The sequence below is a fragment of the Streptomyces sp. NPDC050439 genome, assembly GCF_040655335.1.
In the GTDB taxonomy this organism is placed as follows: domain Bacteria; phylum Actinomycetota; class Actinomycetes; order Streptomycetales; family Streptomycetaceae; genus Streptomyces.
The window spans coordinates 1,163,251-1,182,996 of the sequence record NZ_JBFAJT010000002.1 but is presented as its reverse complement, the minus strand read 5'-3'; the positions used below and the strand labels follow the sequence as shown (position 1 = coordinate 1,182,996).

The 19,746-nt window shown below is 70.5% G+C and carries 16 protein-coding genes; 12 read left to right on the top strand and 4 right to left on the bottom strand.

Annotated elements, in window-relative coordinates; all coding sequences use genetic code 11:
- The first annotated feature begins 133 nt into the window (after positions 1-133).
- From AB0I66_RS12345 to AB0I66_RS12335, 3 genes are read left to right on the top strand one after another with little or no spacing between them, the layout of a single operon-like run.
- On the top strand, positions 134-1,153 hold the full coding sequence (locus tag AB0I66_RS12345) for an iron ABC transporter permease (RefSeq protein WP_363207893.1): 1,020 nt from the start codon (positions 134-136) through the stop codon (positions 1,151-1,153).
- A 59-nt stretch (positions 1,154-1,212) separates the two neighbouring features.
- On the top strand, positions 1,213-2,256 hold the full coding sequence (locus AB0I66_RS12340; RefSeq protein ID WP_363207892.1) for an iron ABC transporter permease: 1,044 nt from the start codon (positions 1,213-1,215) through the stop codon (positions 2,254-2,256).
- A gap of 4 nt (positions 2,257-2,260) precedes the next feature.
- Positions 2,261-3,079 (top strand): ABC transporter ATP-binding protein, encoded by an 819-nt coding sequence (locus AB0I66_RS12335; protein ID WP_363207691.1) that lies wholly within the window; start codon positions 2,261-2,263, stop codon positions 3,077-3,079.
- Here the strand turns inward: AB0I66_RS12335 and AB0I66_RS12330 are convergent.
- The 3 genes from AB0I66_RS12330 to AB0I66_RS12320 all read right to left on the bottom strand — a co-directional run bounded on the left by AB0I66_RS12330 (position 3,057) and on the right by AB0I66_RS12320 (position 6,534).
- A complete protein-coding gene (locus AB0I66_RS12330; protein WP_363207891.1) occupies positions 3,057-4,166 on the bottom strand; it encodes a M20 family metallopeptidase in 1,110 nt (369 codons plus the stop codon). The genes AB0I66_RS12335 and AB0I66_RS12330 overlap by 23 nt on opposite strands.
- A 107-nt stretch (positions 4,167-4,273) precedes the next feature.
- Positions 4,274-5,677 (bottom strand): VWA domain-containing protein, encoded by a 1,404-nt coding sequence (locus tag AB0I66_RS12325; RefSeq protein ID WP_363207690.1) that lies wholly within the window; start codon positions 5,675-5,677, stop codon positions 4,274-4,276.
- A complete protein-coding gene (locus AB0I66_RS12320) occupies positions 5,674-6,534 on the bottom strand; it encodes a MoxR family ATPase (RefSeq protein ID WP_363207689.1) in 861 nt (286 codons plus the stop codon). Before AB0I66_RS12320 ends, AB0I66_RS12325 begins: the two co-directional genes overlap by 4 nt.
- A gap of 238 nt (positions 6,535-6,772) precedes the next feature.
- Between AB0I66_RS12320 and AB0I66_RS12315 the strand changes: the two genes are divergently transcribed.
- The 5 genes from AB0I66_RS12315 (at position 6,773) to AB0I66_RS12295 (ending at position 11,670) form a co-directional block, all read left to right on the top strand.
- Positions 6,773-7,270, top strand: a complete 498-nt coding sequence (locus AB0I66_RS12315; protein ID WP_363207688.1) for a helix-turn-helix domain-containing protein — start codon at positions 6,773-6,775, stop codon at positions 7,268-7,270.
- A 117-nt stretch (positions 7,271-7,387) separates the two neighbouring features.
- The gene (locus AB0I66_RS12310) at positions 7,388-7,933 is read left to right on the top strand and encodes an SRPBCC family protein (RefSeq protein WP_363207687.1); all 546 of its coding nucleotides are present in this window, start codon (positions 7,388-7,390) and stop codon (positions 7,931-7,933) included.
- A complete protein-coding gene (locus AB0I66_RS12305; RefSeq protein WP_363207686.1) occupies positions 7,933-8,994 on the top strand; it encodes an LLM class flavin-dependent oxidoreductase in 1,062 nt (353 codons plus the stop codon). Before AB0I66_RS12310 ends, AB0I66_RS12305 begins: the two co-directional genes overlap by 1 nt.
- A 128-nt stretch (positions 8,995-9,122) precedes the next feature.
- Positions 9,123-10,772 (top strand): cytochrome bc complex cytochrome b subunit, encoded by a 1,650-nt coding sequence (locus AB0I66_RS12300; RefSeq protein ID WP_363207685.1) that lies wholly within the window; start codon positions 9,123-9,125, stop codon positions 10,770-10,772.
- 40 nt (positions 10,773-10,812) lie between these two features.
- Positions 10,813-11,670 carry a metallophosphoesterase gene (locus AB0I66_RS12295; RefSeq protein ID WP_363207684.1) on the top strand — a complete coding sequence of 286 codons (858 nt, stop codon included), beginning with the start codon at positions 10,813-10,815 and terminating at the stop codon, positions 11,668-11,670.
- A 3-nt stretch (positions 11,671-11,673) separates the two neighbouring features.
- Here the strand turns inward: AB0I66_RS12295 and AB0I66_RS12290 are convergent, their stop codons facing one another.
- Positions 11,674-13,917, bottom strand: a complete 2,244-nt coding sequence (locus tag AB0I66_RS12290; RefSeq protein WP_363207683.1) for a terpene synthase family protein — start codon at positions 13,915-13,917, stop codon at positions 11,674-11,676.
- Between the two features lie 483 nt (positions 13,918-14,400).
- Here AB0I66_RS12290 and AB0I66_RS12285 point away from each other — a divergent pair, with 483 nt between their 5' ends.
- The 4 genes from AB0I66_RS12285 to AB0I66_RS12270 all read left to right on the top strand — a co-directional run bounded on the left by AB0I66_RS12285 (position 14,401) and on the right by AB0I66_RS12270 (position 19,743).
- Positions 14,401-15,675 (top strand): alpha-L-fucosidase, encoded by a 1,275-nt coding sequence (locus AB0I66_RS12285; RefSeq protein WP_363207682.1) that lies wholly within the window; start codon positions 14,401-14,403, stop codon positions 15,673-15,675.
- A 53-nt stretch (positions 15,676-15,728) separates the two neighbouring features.
- Positions 15,729-17,666, top strand: a complete 1,938-nt coding sequence (locus tag AB0I66_RS12280; RefSeq protein WP_363207681.1) for a beta-N-acetylglucosaminidase domain-containing protein — start codon at positions 15,729-15,731, stop codon at positions 17,664-17,666.
- Between the two features lie 233 nt (positions 17,667-17,899).
- Entirely contained in the window at positions 17,900-18,769 is an 870-nt protein-coding gene (locus AB0I66_RS12275; protein ID WP_363207680.1) for a TetR/AcrR family transcriptional regulator, read from the top strand.
- A gap of 77 nt (positions 18,770-18,846) precedes the next feature.
- Positions 18,847-19,743: a 3-keto-5-aminohexanoate cleavage protein gene (locus AB0I66_RS12270; RefSeq protein ID WP_363207679.1), complete on the top strand. Its 897-nt coding sequence runs from the start codon at positions 18,847-18,849 to the stop codon at positions 19,741-19,743.
- Positions 19,744-19,746 lie beyond the last annotated feature (3 nt).

The following is a 19,746-nucleotide window of genomic DNA, read 5'->3' as shown; positions in this document are numbered from 1 at the left end:
GAACAGGGAGTTCGCCGCCACCCCGACTCGGGGCTCCAGGTCAAGGTTAGGTTAGGCTAACTTCATGTTGGTTGCGCAAGGGGGCCGGGTCCCAACGTCCGGATCCAGACCTCCGATACCGGGCTTGGCGAAGATGTATCGCCCCACGCTGTGGGCGGCTGCCGCCCTCGTTGTCCTGCTCTTCCTTCACGGCCTGCTCTCGCTCCTGATCGGGTCCGGGTCGACGCCGATGGGCCGCGCCTGGGACTTCCTCACGGGGGACCCCTCCGCGCGGGCCGACGCCCAGATACGGCTCGCCGTCATGGACGTACGCCTTCCGCGTACGCTCGCCGGCGTCCTGGTCGGCGTCGCCCTCGGCGCGGCCGGCTGCCTCCTGCAGGCCGTCACGCGCAACCCGCTCGCCGAGACCGGTCTCCTCGGGGTCAACTCGGGTGCGGCGCTCGGCGTGGTGATCGGTCTCACCTACTTCGAAGTGACCTCCGCCTACGGCGTGTTGGTGTGGGCCCTGGTCGGCGGCATGGCCGCCAGCGCGGTGGTCCTGCTGCTCGCCGCCTCGGGCCGGGCCGCGGGCTCGCCGCTGCGGCTCGTCCTCGCCGGATCGGCGCTCGGCGCGACCTTCCACGGCATGACGTCGTACGTACTCCTGGGAGAACAGGCCACCTTCGACACCTACCGCTACTGGACCATCGGGTCACTCGCCGGCATCAAGACGTCCGAGACCTACCCCCTGATCCCGCTGATCGCGGTCGGCCTGCTCATCGCCTTCTCCTGCGTGCGCCCGCTCTCCGCCCTCGCACTCGGCGACGACAGCGCGCGCTCCCTCGGCCACCACCCGGGGCGCATCCGCCTGATCGTCGCGGCGGCGGTGACGCTCCTCGCGGGTTCGGCCGTCGCCCTCGCGGGCCCCATCGCCTTCCTCGGCCTCCTCGCCCCGTACGCCGCCCGCGCCGTCACCGGCCCCCGGATGGCGGGTCAGTTGGTGCTCTCCGCGCTGGTCGCGGCGAACGTGATGATCGCCGCGGACCTCCTCGCCAGGGTCGTGATCCGCCCCTGGGAGACCCCGGTCAGCGTGCTGCTCGCCTTCATCGGCGGCCCGTTGCTGATCTGGATCGCCCGGTCGCAGCGGATGTCGACGGCGGGGGTGACCGCGTGAGCGCGCAAGAGACGCCGGAGGCAGGGACCGCGGCTTCGGCCGACGCGAAGCTCAGGGACATCACCCCGCCCGACTCCACCGCCGTACGCGTCGGGACCCTCTCCTGGCTCTTCCCCTACCGCAGCGCCCTCGCCGCCGTCGGCCTCACGCTGGTGATCGGGGTCGTCGTCTCGTTCGCCACCTTCGCGAGCTCCACCGGGATGAGCTTCTCCGACAGCCTCTCCGGACTGCTCGGAACCGGCGACTCCGCCACCGTCATGCTGGTGCAGGACTTCCGGCTCCCGCGCATCGCCGTGGGGCTCATGGTCGGCGCGGCCCTCGGCATCGCCGGGTGCCTGACGCAGACGCTCGCCGGGAACCGCCTCGCCACGCCCGACATCATCGGCGTGAACGAAGGCGCCACCGCGGCCGTCGTCGCCTCCGTCGTCGGATCGTCCACCGGCATGATCGGTGACTGGTGGCTCGGCCCGCTCGGGGCCGCCGCCGCGGCCATGGTCGTCGTCGCCTGCGCGGGCGGCGCGGGCAGCGGGGGGTACCGCATCCTGGTCGTCGGCATCGGCGTCTCCACCGTCATCGGCGCCGTCACCGACCTCGTCATGTCCCGCGAGAACGACAACACCGCGGGCGGCGTCTTCCTGTGGACGGTGGGCTCACTCAGCGGCCGTGACTGGAGCGTCGGTACGCCACTGTCGCTCATCCTGCTCATCCTCGTCCCGCTGTCCCTGATCGCCGGCAGCCGCCTCCAACTCCTCCGCTTCGACGACGACATGGCGGCCACCCTCGGCGTGAACGTCCGCCGCGTCCGCGCCGTGACCCTCGCGCTGGCCGTCGCGCTGTCCGGCGTGGCCGTCGGCATCGGCGGGCCGATCGCGTTCGTCGCGCTCGCCGCGCCCGTCGTGGCCGGACGGCTCAGCGGCCCGACCCGCGTACCGATCATCGGCTCGGCCCTGGTCGGCGCGGCGCTCGTGGGCGCGGCCGACGCGCTCGGTCGGGTCGTCGCCCCCGTGGAGATCCCCGTCGGCGTCATCACCAGCGTCCTTGGCGGACCCTTCCTCCTGTGGGTCCTCTTCGGCAAGAACTCCGAGCAGACCGGAAAGGCCTGACCCCGTGCAACTGACCGTCGAGGCGCTCACCTCCGGCTACCCCGGCCACACGGCCGCCGTGGACGGCGTCGACCTGACCATCCCCAGCGGACAGGTCGCCGCCATCGTCGGCCCCAACGGCTGCGGCAAGTCGACGCTGCTTCGCTCCATCTCCCGGCTGCACAAGCCGAGTTCGGGCACGGTCCGCGCCGGGGACGAGGACGTGTGGCGGCTGACCCAGCGCCGCGCGGCCCACCGCATCGCGCTCCTCGCGCAGTCCCCGCAGGCCCCCGAGGCGGTCACCGTCGCCGGACTCGTCCGCTACGGCCGCCACCCCCACCAGGGCCTGTTCCGCCAGTGGTCGCGCGAGGACGAGACCGCCGTGCGCGAAGCCCTCGAAGCCACCGGTACGACGGACCTCGCCACGCGCCGCCTCGACCACCTCTCCGGCGGTCAGCGGCAGCGCTGCTGGCTCGCGATGGTCCTGGCCCAGCAGACACCGATCGTGCTCCTCGACGAGCCGACCAGCGCCCTTGACCTCGGGCATGCCGTCGAAGTCCTCTCTCTGGTACGGGAGGTGGCCGCCGCGGGCCGCACCGTCGTCATGGTCCTGCACGACCTCGCCAGCGCCGCCCGCTACGCCGACACCGTCATCGCCATGAACGCGGGCAAGGTCGTCGCGAGCGGCCCGGCCCGTGAGGTGGTGACCGCCGAGCTGGTCAAGGAGCTGTACGGGATCGACGCGGACATCCTCAGGGCGCCGGGGGACGGCTCCCCGGTGGTCGTGCCGACGATGACCGCGAAGGCGACCACGAAGGCGACTACGAAGACACCGACCGGCTGACCGCGAAGTCCGCCGCCGTCCACGCGAGCCCCACCGCCCCGTCGATCATGGCCTGCTCGGCGACCGGCGTGGCGGCCGCGGCGGCGAACTCCGGCTGGTGCGGGCCGCAGCCGCCCCCGCTGATGTCGAGCACGGGGTGGATGGACGGGACGACGTGCGAGACGTTGCCCATGTCCGTGGACGCGAAGGGCCCGCGCCGCTGCGGTTCGGGTCGCCCGAGGGCGCGCGCGTTGGTCTCCCACAGGGCGACGAGAGCGGCATCGGACCGGAAGTCGAGATAGTCGGGCGCGGGCTGTTCGAGCTCCACCGCGCACCCGGCGGCCAGCGCCCCTGCCCGGAAACAGTCGGCCACGCGCTCCCGCAGCTCACGCAGCTCCTCGACGGACGGCGTCCGCAGCGCGTAGGCGCCGCTCGCCCGCTCGGGGATCGCGTTGAGCGCGGTCCCGGCCTCGGTGGTGATGCCGTGCACCTTCCAGTCACCGGGCAGCTGCTGGCGGAGCAGACCGAGGGCCACCTGCGCCACGGTCAGCGCGTCGGCCGCGTTCCGCCCGTCCTGCGGGTTGGCCGCGGCGTGCGCGGACTTGCCGGTGTACGTCACCGAGAGCGCCCCCATCGCGTACGAGTGGAAGTCGGCCACCTCGAACGGGCACGGGTGCACCATCATTGCCGCGTCGACCCCGTGGAAGGCCCCGGCGTCGAGCAGCAGCGCCTTGCCCGCCCCGCTCTCCTCCGCAGGAGTCCCCAACACGCGCACGGTGAGACCGAGTTGATCGACCACCGGAGCGAGCCCCAGAGCGGCCCCCACGCCCGCCGCCGCGATCAGATTGTGCCCGCAGGCATGCCCCATGCCGGGCAGCGCGTCGTACTCACAGGCCAGCGCGACGGTCACGGGACCCGTCCCCAGGGTGGCCTCGAAGGCGGTGTCGAGCCCGTACGCCGGAGCGGTCACGGCAAAGCCGTGCCCACGCAACACGTCCACGCACCACCCGGCGGCCCGCCGCTCCTCGAACGCGATCTCCGGATGACCATGAATCCGCCGACTGAGCCCGACGAGCTCACCCCGCACGTCACCGATCCGAGCCCGGATCTCCTCCTTGAGCCCGTCGAGCCCGTCACCCGCCACGCGTCCTCCTCGCCACTTCCACCGACCGCCGACATTTTGCCCGGCCAGCTTACGGTCGGCGGCGCTCCCGCTCAGACCGGCAGCAACCGCCCGATCAGCGCGCTGAGCTGCCGCGCGTTGCGGCACTCGTACATGTCCACGAGCCCGGCGTAGGTGCCGGCGGCCGAGTCGCCGGTCTGCCACTGGGCGCGGCCTTCCGGGTTGAGCCAGTACACCTGGCGGGCGCGGGACGCGAGGGTGCGCAGGGCGGGGACGTTCGGGTCGCTCATGTTCGTGCGGGCGTCGCCGAGCACGAAGACCGTGGAGCGCGAGGTGACCGCCTCGGAGCAGCGCTCGGTGAACTCTCCGAGGGCGGAGCCGTAGTCGCTGCTGCCGTGGTGGCCGGTGACCGCCGCGCCCGAGATGATGCGCGCGCTCAGGCCCTCGGGGTCGGCCGTGCCGCGGGCGATGAGGTCCGTGACCTCGTCGACGCGGTTGACGAAGGCGAAGACGCGCACCTTGCTGAACTGGTCGTGCAGCGCCTGCACAAGGAGCATCGTGAAGCCGGCGAAGCCCGCCACCGATCCCGACACGTCGCACAGGAGCACCAGTTCGGGGCGCGCGGGGCGGCGCCTTCGCAGGACCGGACGCATCGGGATGCCGCCCGTGGACAGCGAGCCGCGCAGCGTCCTGCGCAGGTCGATCCGGCCGCGGGCCGCACGGCGGCGGCGGGCGGCGAGGCGCGTCGCGAGCTTGCGGGCCAGCGGCTGGACCGTCCTGCGGAGTTCGTCGAGCTGCGCGCGGCCCGCGACGAGGAAGTCCACCCGGTCGGCGGTCGGGGCGATGGCCCGCCGGGCGATCACGTCCGCACCGCGCCGCTCGGCGACCCGGCGGCGCGCTTCGCTGCCCACGAGCGCGCGGAAGCCCTCGATACGGCGGCGGATCTCGTCGGCGGCGATCCGGTCGGCGAACTCGGCGTCGACGGCGGCCCCTTGGCGGATACCGGCCAGGACGCGGGCCAGCAAGGTCTCGGGGCGGAGGCGGGACAGCGTCTGGTGCGATGACCAGCCGTCCGAGCCGCCGGTGCCTCCCGACCCGGGCCGCGTCCCGTAACCGCCCATGCCCTCCACGGCCTCGGCCGCCAACCGGGCCAGCAGCGCTTGGTCGTTGGCGGCCAGGGCGGCAGCCAGACGGTCACGCAGATCGTTCCTGTCGAAGGTCTGGTCCGTGCCGGGGCCGTCCGGGATGCCCGGTGCTCCGACCCCGCGCGGGAAGTACAGGTCGAAGACCGGATCGAAGACCGGCCGCTGGCCCTCGCTGTGCAGCAGCGCGGCGGCGAGGCCCTCCCGCACCCGCTCCCGGTCGGTGAGGCCGAGCGCCTCGATGGCCAGGCCGGCGTCCACCGTCTCACCCGTACCGATCCGGATGCCGTGCGAACGCAGCGCCTGCACGAGCGCGGTGAGCCGCTCCGGAACCCCGGTCGCCGACCCGGTCACAGCGTGTCCAGGTCCAGTTTGGCCGCCGCCTTCAGCACGTCGTCCTGGTGCTTGAGCACGACGCCGAGACTGTCGCGTACGACGTCCTCGTCGAGGGAGTCGGCGCCGAGGGCGATGAGCGTACGGGCCCAGTCGATGGTCTCGGCGACCGAGGGCACCTTGCGCAGGTCCATCGCGCGCAGCGCGCCCACCACGCGTACGACGGACCGCGCGAGGGCCTCGTCGAGTCCGGGCACCTTCAGACGCACGATGCGGCGCTCCAACTCCTCCTCGGGGAAGCCGATGTGCAGGAAGAGGCAGCGGCGGCGCAGCGCCTCGGAGAGCTCGCGGCTCGCGTTGGAGGTGAGGACGGTGAAGGGGCGCCGGGTGGCGGTGATGGTGCCGAGCTCGGGGACCGTGACCTGGAAGTCGCTGAGGACCTCCAGGAGCAGCCCCTCCACCTCGACGTCCGCCTTGTCGGTCTCGTCGATCAGGAGCACCTTCGGCTCGTCGCCGCGGATGGCGGTGAGCAGCGGGCGCGGGAGCAGGAACTCCTCGCTGAAGATGTCCGTGCGCGTCTCGTCCCAGGACTCGTCGCGGCCCGCGGTGATGCGCAGGAGCTGTTTGGCGTGGTTCCACTCGTAGAGCGCGCGGGACTCGTCCACGCCCTCGTAGCACTGGAGCCGGACCAGACGCGCGTCCGCGACCTCGGCGACGGCCTTGGCCAGCTCGGTCTTGCCGACGCCCGCGGGTCCCTCCACGAGCAGCGGTTTGCCCAGGCGGTCGGCAAGGAAGACGGTGGTGGCGACGGCCGTGGAGGCCAGATAGCCCGTCTCGGCGAGGCGCGTGGCGACATCGTCGACGGATGTGAAGAGCAACGGGGCCTCCGGCTTGTGCGGGTGAGCGGGCTGAGCGCGTATGATCGGGTCGGTCGTGCTGGTAAGCGGTCGCTTACTCCACCTGATCAGACCGCCGGGCCGCTCCACAACGGTGCCGCCGCGTTTGCGTCGAACGTCACGTGCGGTGTGACGCCACGGCACCGGCACCCGCCGCGGGCTGCTGAGTCCACTTCCGAGACCCACCGGGCTCCGTGCCACCTTCTCGTATCCTTGCGGCATGAGGCGTACCTCCTTTGCCGACTGGCCCTGCTCCATCGCCCGCACCATGGACCTGCTGGGCGACTGGTGGACGCCGCTCGTGCTGCGCGAGGCGTTCTACGGGATCAAGCGGTTCGACTCCTTCCAGCAGGAGCTCGGCATCGCGCGCAACACCCTGACCGATCGGCTGCGCCGCCTGGTCGACGAGGGCCTGATGGAGAAGCGCGCGTACCAGAGCGAGCCGGTGCGCTACGACTACGTGCTGACCGAGAAGGGCCGCGACTTCTTCGGCGTGCTCGCCGTGATGAACAGCTGGGGCAACCGCTGGCTGAGCGGTGACGAGGGTGCGCCGGTCGTCTTCGAACACGACCGCTGCGGGCACGAGACCGAGCCCGAGGTGGTCTGCGGGCACTGCAAGGAGCCGATGTCGGCCGCGGACACGCACGCGCGTCTCGGCCCCGGCTACCCGGCGCGGCTCGCCGAACGGCCGGACATCCGGGCCCGCTTCAACCGCTGAACCCTCTTCGCGCCGGTCAGGGTCCTCACTCTTGACGAGTGAGTCTATCTACGCAACTCTCGTGGTCAGCGAGGCAAGGATGGCAACAAAGAGCTGACGACGGAGAGGCGACCCACGATGGAGTGGACAGGCGCGCGCTACGCGGACGGGCCGGCGGTCGAGGTACGCACACGGATCGCCGCGTCGCCGGAACACGTGTGGGAGCTCGTCTCCGACATCGGTCTGATGCCCACGCTGAGCACGGAGCTGCGGTCGGTCGAGTGGCTGGACACAACGACTCGGCCCGCGCTCGGCGCACGGTTCGTCGGCCGCAGCGAGCACCCGTCGTTCGGTACGTGGGAGACCACGTCGTACGTCGTGGAGTGCGAGGCCCCGCGCGTGTTCGCCTGGGCGGTCGAGGACCCCGAACGGCCCAGCGCCGTATGGCGGTTCAGCCTCACGGCGGCGGACGACGGCGGCACCGAGCTGACCCAGTGGATGCGGATGGGGCCGGGCCGCTCGGGTCTGTCGTACGCGATCGAGCGCATGCCGGAGAAGGAGCAGAAGATCGTGTACGTACGGATGAGGGAGTTCGAGCAGAACATGACGGCCACCCTCGAAGCGATCAGGAGACTGGCCGAGGGCGCCGGCTCGGCGAAGGCCAACGCGAAGGCGGACGCCTGATGCGTACGTCGACGACCATCGAGGCGTCCGGGGCGAACTGGCGGGAGACCGTCGACTTCGTCACCGAGGCCGAGAAGCTGGGGATGGACATCTGCTGGGTCGCGGAGGCCTGGGGCTCCGAAGCGCCGTCCCCGCTGGGCTACTTGGCCGCGCGCACGGAACGCATGCTGCTCGGTTCCGGCATCATCCAGCTCGCGACCCGGACCCCGGCGGCCATCGCCCGCGCGGCGATCACCCTCTCGAACATCTCCGAGGGGCGGTTCATCCTCGGGCTCGGTCCGTCGGGGCCGCAGGTGATCGAGGGCCTGCACGGGGTGCCGTTCGCCCGGCCGCTGACCCGGATGCGGGAGACCGTGGAGATCGTCCGCCTGGCGGCCTCGGGGGAGAAGATCTCGTACGCGGGGCGGGAGTTCACCCTCCCGCTGCCCGGCGGTGAGGCCAGGCCCATGCGTCTGTCCCTGCGCGCCGAGCACGAACTGCCCGTCTACCTGGCCACGCTCTCGCCCAAGATGCTGCACCTGACCGGCGAGATCGCCGACGGCTGGCTGGGCACCAGCTTCGTCCCCGAGGGGGCGAAGGAGGCCTACTTCGACCACCTCGACGCGGGCCTGGCCGCCTCCGGCCGCACCCGCGGGGACCTGAACGTCTGCCAGGGCGCCGAAGTGGCCTTCGCCGACGACGAGGACGCCCTGCGCACGATGGTCGCGGGCCGCAAGAAGGAGCTCGCCTTCAGCCTGGGCGGCATGGGTTCCGCCACCACCAACTACTACAACAACGCCTACAGCAGGCAGGGCTGGGCCGACGTCGCCGCCGAGGTGCGCGAGCGCTGGCAGTCCGGCGACCGCGACGGCGCGGCCGCCCTGATCACCGACGACATGGTCCTCGCCACCACCCTCATCGGCACCGAGGACATGGTCCGCGAACGGCTGAGGGTGTGGCGCGACGCGGGCGTGGACACGGTCCGCTTCTATCCGGCGGGCGAGAGCCTGGAGGCGCGGCTCACGACGCTGGGACGGGCGTTGGATCTCGTACGGGAGCTGGACCGGGAGGCCTCTCGGTGACGTGACTTCAGCCGCATGCGGCGGCCTGACCTGCACGTCCCATGATCGTCAACTGGCAGGCGCGGAGGGCCTGTTGGCTCCGCCTGTCCCTTGATCTAACCTGGGAGCCGCCTGAGGGGGGTAGCCGCATGAGTGGAAGCGTCGAGCACACCCGGGACAGCAAACGCACGGCTCCGGCCGGCAAAGGGGAGCGGGTCGCCGACTGGGCGGACGGCCGTCTGGGCATCCACACCCTGGCCAAGAGCCAGATGCGGAAGATCTTTCCCGATCACTGGTCCTTCATGTTCGGGGAGATCTGCCTCTACAGCTTCCTGATCCTGATTCTCACCGGGGTCTGGCTGACGCTCTTCTTCGAGCCGAGCGGCTCCGAGGTGATCTACGACGGCGTCTACACCCCGCTCAAGGGCATCCAGATGACCAAGGCCTTCGAGTCGACGGTCGACATCAGCATGGAGGTGCGCGGCGGTCTGCTGATCCGGCAGATCCACCACTGGGCCGCGCTCGTGTTCGTGGCCGCCATGCTCGTGCACATGATGCGGGTGTTCTTCACCGGCGCGTTCCGCAAGCCGCGCGAGGTCAACTGGCTGTTCGGCTGGACGCTGCTGTTCCTCGGGATCATCACCGGCCTCACCGGCTACTCGCTTCCGGACGACCTGCTCTCGGGCACCGGCATCCGCTTCGCGCAGGGTGCGATCCTGTCCATCCCCGTGGTGGGGACGTACATCTCCTTCTTCCTCTTCGGCGGGGAGTTCCCGGGTGATGCCATCATTCCGCGGCTCTTCAGCGTGCATGTGCTGCTGTTGCCGGGGATCATGCTGGGGTTGGTCGTCGCCCACCTGATTCTGGTCTTCTACCACAAGCACACCCAGTTCGCCGGGCCGGGAAAGACCGAGAAGAACGTGGTCGGGGCGCCCTTCATGCCCATCTACGTCGCGAAGGCGGGCGGCTTCTTCTTCCTCGTATTCGGTGTCCTCGCGCTGATGGGTGCGATCGCCACCATCAACCCCGTGTGGGTGATCGGGCCCTACCGCCCGGACCTTGTCTCCACGGGCGCTCAACCCGACTGGTATCTGGGCTTCTCCGAGGGCCTGATCCGGGTGATGCCAACCTGGGAGATCAACGCCTGGGGACACACGGCAGAACTGGGCGTCTTCATTCCGTTCATGCTCTTCCCGCTGATCCTGGCGGCGATCGCCGTCTATCCGTTCATCGAGGCCTGGGTCACCGGCGACAAACGCGAGCACCACATCGCCGACCGGCCGCGCAATGCCCCGGTGCGCACCGGGCTCGGCGTGGCGTGGCTCTCGTTGTTCGGCGTACTGATGGTCGGCGGCGGCAACGACATCTGGGCCACGCAGTTCCATCTGTCCATCAACGCGATCACGTGGGCGGTACGGGTCGGCGTCTTCGTCGTGCCGGTGCTCGCCTTCTTCGTGACCCATCGATGGTGCATGGGTCTGCAGCTCCGCGACCGCGAGAAGGCGCTGCACGGCCGCGAGAGCGGCACGATCAAGCGCCTGCCGCACGGTGAGTACGTGGAGGTCCACGTCCCGCTCACACAGGGCGAGTTGTACACCCTGACGGCCCACGAGCAGCCCAAGCCGTACGAGATAGGCCAGGTGGTCGACGCGCACGGCGTGACCCGCAAGGTCACCCGGGGCGAACGTCTGCGGGCACGCCTGGGACGGGCCATGTACGGCCCCACGGCTCAGGTGCCCAAGGCGACACCCGAGGAGTACCTGGAGATCCAGCAGGGCGGCGGGGACGGACACCATTGATCGCGCCACGCGGCGTCAGCTCTGCGGATAGCCTCGCGAGGTGACACAAGTACCCGAGAAGAAACCGAAGTTGTACGCCATCAGTGATCTGCATGTCGCGTACGACGACAACCGGAAGTTCCTCGAGTCCCTGCGCCCGGAGAACGACGAGGACTGGCTGATCGTCGCGGGGGACACCGCCGAGCGCATGGCCGACGTCGAATGGGCGCTGCGCACGCTCACCGACCGTTTCGCCAAGGTGGTGTGGACACCGGGCAACCACGAACTGTGGACGCCGCGCGACGACCCGAACCAACTGCGCGGCGAGGCCCGTTACCGCCATCTCGTGGACCTGTGCCGCTCCTTGGGTGTCGCGACCCCCGAGGACCCCTACCCGGTGTGGCGCGGCGACGGCGGGCCCGTCACCGTGGCCCCGCTGTTCCTGCTCTACGACTACACGTTCCGCCCCGAGGGCACTCACGCGAAGCGGGACGCGCTGGAGGCGGCGCACGCGGCAGGCGTCGTCTGCACCGACGAGGTGCTCCTGCACCCCGACCCGTACCTGGGCCGCGACGACTGGTGCCGCGCCCGCGTGGCGTTCACCGAGGAGATGCTCGCCCGGCGGACGCCCGGCCTGCCCACGGTCCTGATCAACCACTGGCCGCTGGTGCGCGACCCCACCCGGATCCTGACCTACCCCGAGTTCGCCCTGTGGTGCGGCACCGAGCTGACCGCCGACTGGCACGTGAAGTACGACGCGGCAGCGGTCGTCTACGGCCACCTGCACATCCCCCGCACCACCTGGCACGACGGCGTCCGCTTCCAGGAGGTCTCGGTCGGCTACCCCCGCGAATGGCACCGCGACCACCACCCGGCCCCCCGCCTACGCCAGATCCTGCCGGAACCACGGGACGACTGACGGTCAGGTGGGCCTGGGCGCCCCTTCCATCTGCCGGTCCGCGGCGAGGCCGAACTCGCGGAGCCAGTCCGGGCGTACCGCCGCCATGCCGAATCCCGACGGGCTTCGCAGGGGGCCGTGCGAGAGGTTTTCCTCGCGGTAGCGGCGGCAGTCGCGGTGCCAGGTGTAGATGCCGGCCATCCAGTTCTCGAGGTCGCGCACGTAGTTGTCGAGGATGGTTCGTGTTGAGTGGGGGAGGCTGAAGTCGTCGTAAAGGAACGGGAGTTCGTGGGTCACGATGTGCTGGAACTGGCTCAGTCGTGACTTCATCAGGTCGTCGATGATGCCGAGCGCCGTCGGGTAGTCGCAGCCGAAGAAGTTCTGGACGACGAGGACGCCGTTGTGGATCTCGCCCTCGTACTCGATCTCCTTCTGGTACGAGAAGACGTCGTTCATCATGGTCGCGTAGTCGACCGCGGCGTTCTCCAGGTTCTGCATCGGGCCGCTCCGGTAGATCTCCGGCGGGACCTGCGGGCCGTGGCCCAGGCGGCACAGGCTCAGGGTGAGCGGGGCGCCGAAGGTGAGGCGGCGCATCTCGATGTAGTCGACGGGGTCGGGGATACGGTTCTGCGCCTGATTGTCCAGCTCCCAGAGCCAGCTGGCCGTCATGACCTCGACGGCGGTGCGCAGCGTGCGGCGCGCCTCGTCGTCCATTGGACCGGCGGTGCGCACCCACAGGTCCGCGAGGCCGCGCTCCATCGCGCTCGTCGGCGCCGGCATGTCGGCGAAGTCCTGCGGCATGAAGAGCGAGAGCCGGTCGTTGCAGAGTTTCGCGCCCGCCAGGTCGCGGGGCCTGCCGAAGACCACGGGAAAGTAGTCGTCCCCGTACGTCCCCCAGGTCAGCCACTGCGAGCCCAGGTCGAGGGCTGCGAGGTCGGCGTCCGGGTGGATGCCCGCCGCGCAGAGCGGGAAGTCGTAGCCGTACAGCTTGTGCGCGTCCCAGATGTCCGAGCTCGGCACGCCGGGCTGGGGCCGGAGCATGCCCATCCGGCTCGCCCACTGCACGGCTCGCGGGCGTGCTGCCTCCAGGTGGGGTGAGAGGCGGGTCTTGAACGGCAGATTGAAGTCCGGCAGCCGGGACGGGCCCACCCGCCGGAAGGGGACGTGCGTGTAGCCGCGCAGCCGCTCCGCGCCCGTGGCGGCGATCAGCGCCTTGATCCCGGCGGCGGCCGTGCCGGGTCCGGTGGGCCCGCCCAGCGGCGAGGATGTGGCGCCGCCCTTGTTCATGTAGCGGCTGGACACCATGTGCCACTCCTGCCCGCCGGACTGCCAGTCCTGGAGTCCCTTGGTGTACGCGAGGACGTCGGCGCACTCCTTCGGGGGCAGCCCCGTCTGAGCGAAGAGCGGCGCTAGTTCGGTCAGCGCCGTGTTCTCGAACTGCTGCATCCGCGAGGTCAGCAGGTCGTTCACGGCATCGGCCGCCTCTTGCGTGGAGCAGTCCAGGAACTTTTCGAGAACAAGTACGCCGTTGGAGAGTTCACCCTCGTCCTCGATCTCACGCTGGTACGAGAAGAGGTCGTTGCGCAGGTGGACGGCGTCGGAGAACGTCTCCTTCAGGACGCGCAGCGGCCTGGACCCGGCGACGGCCGGAGGGACCTCGGCCCCCGTCGCGTACTCGATCAGCCCCGCCGACCAGGGCGCGCCGCCCACCTTGCGGCGCATCTCGATGTACTCGACGGGGTTGGCGATCCGGCCCTCGTTGATGTTCGCGAGCTCCCACAGGGATTCGTTGAGCAGATTCTGGGTGCTCTCGGCGAACCGCGCCCGCCAGTCACGCGACATGAACGGCACGGTCCGCGCCCAGAGATCCGCGAGACCCGCCTCGACCGGATTGGTCGGCTCCGGCACGGGCGTGGACAGATCCATCGGCATGAACGCGGGCAGCCGGTCCAGATAAGCTCTGCCGCCCTCGCGGTCATGGGTCCGCTTGAACAGTTCGAGAAAGTGGTCGTCGAAGAAGAACACCCACACATACCAGTCGGTGACCAGGGACAACGCGGGGCCGTCGCAGTCGGGGTGGGTGTACGCACACAGCAGCGCGTAGTCATGGGCGTCCAGGTCACGCTGCTCCCAGACGCCAGACCCCTCCAGCATCCCCATGTCACGTGCCCACTTCCCGGAGTGCTCCCTCGCCTCTTCCACATGGGGGTTGAGGCGGGCGGGATGCACCATGTAGAAGCTGGGCAGTTCGAAGGGCTGCGACGGCATACGGCGTTCTCCTCGCGACGGCGGTGACGGCGGTGACGGTGGTGATGGCGGTGACGCCGTTGTGGGTGGCTTACGGCGGCTTACGGGCAGCGGAGCACTACCCGAGCGGGGGTGACCGATGCGGTGACCGCCGGAGCGTCACACCATTGCGTGACCGACGCGGTTCAAACTTCGGCGCGGCGACTCGGCGCGGCGAACAGGCGCACGGCGACTCGGCGCGCGGCGACCGGTGGCGGCGACCGGCGGCGGCGACCGGCGAGGGCTCGGCCGGCGGTGAGGATGAAGCAGCGACACCGCCCCGTCAAGGCCCGTGACGTCACCGGAATTTGACCTCCGACGCCCCCTTGTATACGGCATCTTTCGCGATCTAGCCTGCTGGCGCTCAAGCGCTTCAGCTCGGCGGCCGCCGACCGTCGGCAACCCTTCCCACCCTGCTGACAACGTTGCCAACCGGACGTGCACGCACGACTAGGAGAACTGCCCATGATCCAGCCGTGGTTCACGGACTCCAAGCTCGGGATCTTTCTGCACTGGGGCATCTACAGCGTGGACGGCGTGGCCGAGTCCTGGTCCTTCTTCGACGGCCGCGTCCCGTACGACCGGTACATGGCACAGCTCGACGGCTTCACCGCGTCCGCCTACGACCCCGAGGCATGGGCCGACCTCTTCGTCCGCGCGGGGGCCCGCTACGCCGTGCTCACCGCCAAGCACCACGACGGTGTCGCCCTCTGGGACACGGCGGCGAACGACCTCTCCGTCGTCAAGCGCACCCCCGCGGGCCGCGACCTCATCACCCCGTACGTCGCCGCCCTGCGCGCCAGAGGCATCAAGGTCGGCCTCTACTACTCGCACCTGGACTGGTCCCACCCCGACTACGCCACCGTGCGACCCGACGGCCAGGACCTTGCCGAACGCGGCAACCGCTACTCCATGCCCGCCGTCGGAGAGGAGTCCGAGGAGAGGTGGGCGGACTTCCTCGCCTTCCACCGCGTACAGGTGCGGGAACTCCTCGAACGGTTCGAACCGGACCTCCTGTGGTTCGACGGCGAGTGGGAGCGCAGCCCCGATCAGTGGCGGATGGCGGAACTGGCCGAGGAGATCCGGGCGCTCTCCCCGCACACCGTCGTCAACGGCCGCCTCACCGGGCACGGCGACTACGCCACCCCCGAACAGGGCGTACCAATCGAACCCCCGCGCCAACCCTGGGAGTTGTGCCTCACGGTGAACGACTCCTGGGGGTACCAGCCGCAGGACACGAACCACAAGTCACCGCGTCAACTGGTCCGCATCTTCGTCGAGGCCGTCGGAGGCGGCGGCAATCTGCTCCTCGACGTCGGCCCGAAGGAGGACGGCACGCTGCTCCCCGAACAGACCGAGCGCCTCGAAGCGCTGGGGGAGTGGACGGGGCGGCACGCCGAAGCGGTCTACGGGACGGTACGCGGCCTTCCGCACGGCCACTTCTACGGCCCTTCGACGCTCTCCGCCGACCGCCGCACCCTGTACCTGTTCCTCTTCGACCGGCCCAACGAGTACGTGGTGCTGCGAGGCGTGCGCAACGGCGTGACGTCCGCCCGCGTGCTCGGCACGGACACCACCGTCCGGCACGAACGCGTCGGCGGCCTCGGCGACGTACCCGGCTGGGAGTACGTCCACCTCACCGACGACCACCTCGACCCGCTGTGCACGGTCATCGCACTCGAACTCGACGGCGAACTCGACGGCGATCTCGACCTGTACCGCGCGCACACGCGCGACTGAGCGTTCCGCTGCGCCCCCGTAGATCCCACCCCATCCCGAAGTTCGGAGGCCCTATGCCCCGCACCACTCGCGCCCTCAGAACCCGGACAGCGCTTCTCGCGCTCGCCGTCCTGGCGGTCCCCCTGGCCCCGTCGGCAGCCGCCGCGCCGCCGTCGGCCCAGGAGGACACCGTGACCCGCAAGCTCCCCGTCGTCTCGCCGACCCCGCAGCACATGGCCCGTGCGGGCGGCGACGTACCGCTCGCCCGGCGCGCCGAACTCGTCGTCGGCGACGACACGGATGAGGTGGCCCGCAAGCGCGTCACCGACACGCTGCGCGCCCACGGGGTGCGTGACATCGACGTACGCGCGAAGGCGTCGGGCCGTGCCCCGCTGACCGTCCTGCTCGGCCCCGCGACCCGGCCGGACATCGCGAAGGCGCTCGGCGGGACGAAGGTGCCGGAGCAGGCCGAGGGCTACGCGCTGCGGGCGCGGCACCGCACCGTCGCGCTCGGCGGCAAGGACGCCACCGGGCAGTTCTACGCGGCGCAGACCCTCGGCCAGCTCATCACCAAGGGCCGAATAGCGGGGGCCGAGGTCTCCGACTTCCCCTCCATGCCGCTGCGCGGCAGCATCGAGGGCTTCTACGGGCCGCCCTGGACGGAGGCCGAACGCCTCGACCAGATGGACTTCCTCGGCGACACCAAGGCCAACACGTATGTGTACGCGCCCAAGGACGACCCCTACCACCGGGAGAAGTGGCGCGAGCCCTACCCCGCGGACAAGCTCACCGAACTCGGCAAGCTGATCGACCGCGCCACGGCCAACCACGTCCGCTTCACGTTCGCGGTCTCGCCGGGTGGCTCCATCTGCTACTCGGACCCGGCGGACGTCAAGGCGCTGACGGCCAAGCTGCAGGCCATGTACGACCTCGGGGTGCGGTCCTTCTCGGTGCCGCTCGACGACATCAGCTACACCAAGTGGAACTGCGACGCCGACAAGGCCGCGTTCGGTGAGCCGGGCCGCGGCCCTGCGGCCAAGGCCCAGGTGGGGCTCCTCAACACCATCCAGCGGGATTTCATCGCGAAGCACGAGGACGCCAACCCGCTGCAGATGGTGCCCACGGAGTACGGGGACCTCACGGACACCGCGTACAAGCAGACGATGCGGGCCGAGCTCGACGGCGCGGTGGAAGTGATGTGGACGGGCACGGACGTGGTCCCGCCCGAGATCACCAACTCCCAGGCGGAGAAGGCCGCCGAGCTCTTCGGGAGGAAGGTGTTCGTCTGGGACAACTATCCGGTGAACGACTTCGCGCGCACGAAGGGGCGGCTGCTGCTCGCGCCCTACGACAAGCGCGAGCCCGGCCTGTCCGGCCACCTCAGCGGCATCGTGTCCAACCCCATGAACCAGGAGGGGGCGAGCAAGCTCGCCGTCTTCACCATGAACGACTTCTCGTGGAACGACCACGGGTACGAGCGGGCGCGCTCGGGGCGGCAGGCGGCGCTGTACCTCGCCGGGGGCGATGAGCGGGTCGCCGACGCGGTGCAGACGTTCGTGGACCTCAACCACGCGGCGCCCACCTTCGGCGAGACGAACTGGCAGCCGCAGTCCCCGGTCCTCGGGCCGAAGCTGGACGCGTTCTGGAAGCGGTACGAGAGTGACCCCGCAGGGGCGGTACGGGCGCTGCGGCCCACCGCCCGGGAGATCGCGAAGGTCCCCGCGGTGCTGCGCTCCGGGGTGCCGGACGAGCTGTTCCTCCATGACGCGAAGCAGTGGCTGGACGCGACGGAGCTGTGGGGGTCCGCGCTGGGGCACGGCCTTGCGGCGCTGTCGTCCGCTCAGGAGGGGGACGAGGCGGGGGCCGCGCGGGAGCGGGCCTCGATGGAGTCACTCGTGAAGCGGGCCCGTGCGATCACGGTGGATCCGGCCGAGCATCATCAGCTGGGGCCGGTGAAGATCGCCGATCCTTACCTGGATGAGTTCGTCGCTGGGGTGCAGGAGCGGACCTGAGGTCCTGCGGCACTGAGGTCCCGCGGCTCCGTGGCTGATTTTTTCCCACCCACCCACCCGTTTACCCCGCAGTACAGGGGGAGCGGGTGGGTGGTCCTGCTTCCGGCTGCTTGCTCGTGTTGCGGGTTTGTGATGACTGAGACGTCAGTCAGAATCGCAATTGGCGAGTCAACCTGCGCAAACCCTGCTCCTGGCATTGCGATCACCGCAACGCCCAGGTAGCGTAACCGCCCATGCAGCAAGACCCCGAGGTCGCGGACAGAGTCCGCAAGGTCATCGCCGACGCCGGAGCGACCCAGCGCGAATTCGCCCGCCGCATCGTGATGGACCCCTCCAAGCTCTCCCGTTCGCTCGGCGGCACCCGCCGCTTCACCGCCGCCGAGCTGGCCCGCATCGCCGACACCGGCGGCGTGGACGCGGGCTGGCTCCTGGGCACCCAGCCACCGAGCGCCCAGAACACCGCGCCCCCGCCCCCGGCCCGCCGAGAACGCACCGCCGCGGCCCCGGACGGCGGGCGCCCCCTCCAGATCGTCCGCGAGACCGTACGGCTCGTCGCCGAGCGCGGATTCCACGCCGTACGTGTGGCGGACATCGCCGAAGCCTGCGCCACCAGCACCGCCGCCATCCACTACCACTTCCCCGGCCGCGACGACCTCCTGGAGGCCGCCGTCCGCTGGTGCATGGACGAGGACACCGCCCGCCGGGCGGCCCGCGTCGCCGACGCGGCCGACGCCGCCGACGAGTTGCGCCAGCTGATCGAGCTCCAGACGCCCCGCACCCCGCAACAGCGCTGGCAGTGGAGCGTCTGGCTCGACCTGTGGGCGGAGGCGGCCCGGTCGACCGCCGTGGGGCGGCTGCACGCCGACTACTACCGGCAGTGGCGTTCGACGGTCGCCGACGTCATCCGGCGTGGCGTCGACGAGGGCGTGTTCCGCCTCGTCGACCCGCAGTCCGCCGCACTCCGGCTCACCGCGCTGATCGACGGCCTCGCCACCCAGGTGCTCGCCTCGACCCCGGGAGACGACGGCACGACCCCCGACGACATGCACGAGGCGCTGCTCGTGTACGTGGACGCGACACTCGCCGCGCCGAGACCCGCGTAAGCACCGCCAGAGCTACGGCAGTACCCCCGCAACACCAACACCTGCAACAACACCCCACCCTTGAGGGAGAGTTCGCCATGCCCGTGAACCAAGACGTCATCATCACCGCCGCTCTCACCGGCGCGGGCGACACCGTGCGCAAGAGCCCCCACGTCCCCGTCACCCCCGAGCAGATAGCCACCTCCGCCGTGGAGGCCGCCGAGGCCGGCGCCGCCGTCGTGCACATCCACGTACGCGACCCCGAGAGCGGCGCCCCCTCGCGTGACCCCCGCCTCTACCGCGAGGTCGTCGAGCGCATCAAGGAGACCGGCACCGACGTCGTCATCAACCTCACCGCGGGCATGGGCGGCGACCTGGTCATCGACCCGGTCGAGCCGCTGAAGGAGCTCGGCGAGCTGCCGGGCACCGATCTCGTCGGCGGCCTCGACCGCCTCCCGCACGTCGAGGACCTGCTCCCCGACATCTGCACCCTCGACTGCGGCTCGCTCAACTTCGGCGACAACCTCTACATCTCCACCCCCGACATGCTCCGTCAGGGCGCCAAGCGCATCCAGGAGCTGGGTGTACGGCCCGAGTTGGAGATCTTCGACACCGGACAGCTCTGGTTCGCCAAGCAGCTGCTCGCGGAAGGGCTGCTCGACAACCCGACCGTCTTCCAGCTCTGCATGGGCATCCCGTGGGGCGCCCCGGCCGACCCGGGCGTGCTCCAGTCGATGGTCAACATGCTTCCCGAGGGTGCCCAGTGGGCGAGCTTCGCGCTCGGCCGCATGCAGATGCCGTGGGTCGCCCAGTCGATCCTGCTCGGCGGTCAGGTCCGTGTGGGCCTCGAGGACAACCTCTACCTCGGCAAGGGCAACAAGGTCAGCAACGCCCAACTCGTCGAGCGGGCCGTGCAGATCACCGAGAACCTGGGCTCGCGCGTGGCCACGCCGGACGAGGCGCGCCAGAAGCTCGGCCTCAAGCCCCGCGCCTGACCT

What these genes read in the sequence shown, in the direction of transcription:
- AB0I66_RS12310 (WP_363207687.1), top strand. Translation starts at nt 7,388, where the DNA reads ATGGAGTGGACAGGCGCGCGCTACGCGGACGGGCCGGCGGTCGAGGTA.
- AB0I66_RS12280 (WP_363207681.1), top strand. Translation starts at nt 15,729, where the DNA reads ATGCCCCGCACCACTCGCGCCCTCAGAACCCGGACAGCGCTTCTCGCG.
- AB0I66_RS12275 (WP_363207680.1), top strand. Translation starts at nt 17,900, where the DNA reads ATGCAGCAAGACCCCGAGGTCGCGGACAGAGTCCGCAAGGTCATCGCC.
- AB0I66_RS12285 (WP_363207682.1), top strand. Translation starts at nt 14,401, where the DNA reads ATGATCCAGCCGTGGTTCACGGACTCCAAGCTCGGGATCTTTCTGCAC.
- AB0I66_RS12315 (WP_363207688.1), top strand. Translation starts at nt 6,773, where the DNA reads ATGAGGCGTACCTCCTTTGCCGACTGGCCCTGCTCCATCGCCCGCACC.
- AB0I66_RS12305 (WP_363207686.1), top strand. Translation starts at nt 7,933, where the DNA reads ATGCGTACGTCGACGACCATCGAGGCGTCCGGGGCGAACTGGCGGGAG.
- AB0I66_RS12300 (WP_363207685.1), top strand. Translation starts at nt 9,123, where the DNA reads ATGAGTGGAAGCGTCGAGCACACCCGGGACAGCAAACGCACGGCTCCG.
- AB0I66_RS12345 (WP_363207893.1), top strand. Translation starts at nt 134, where the DNA reads ATGTATCGCCCCACGCTGTGGGCGGCTGCCGCCCTCGTTGTCCTGCTC.
- AB0I66_RS12270 (WP_363207679.1), top strand. Translation starts at nt 18,847, where the DNA reads ATGCCCGTGAACCAAGACGTCATCATCACCGCCGCTCTCACCGGCGCG.
- AB0I66_RS12290 (WP_363207683.1), bottom strand. Translation starts at nt 13,917, where the DNA reads ATGCCGTCGCAGCCCTTCGAACTGCCCAGCTTCTACATGGTGCATCCC.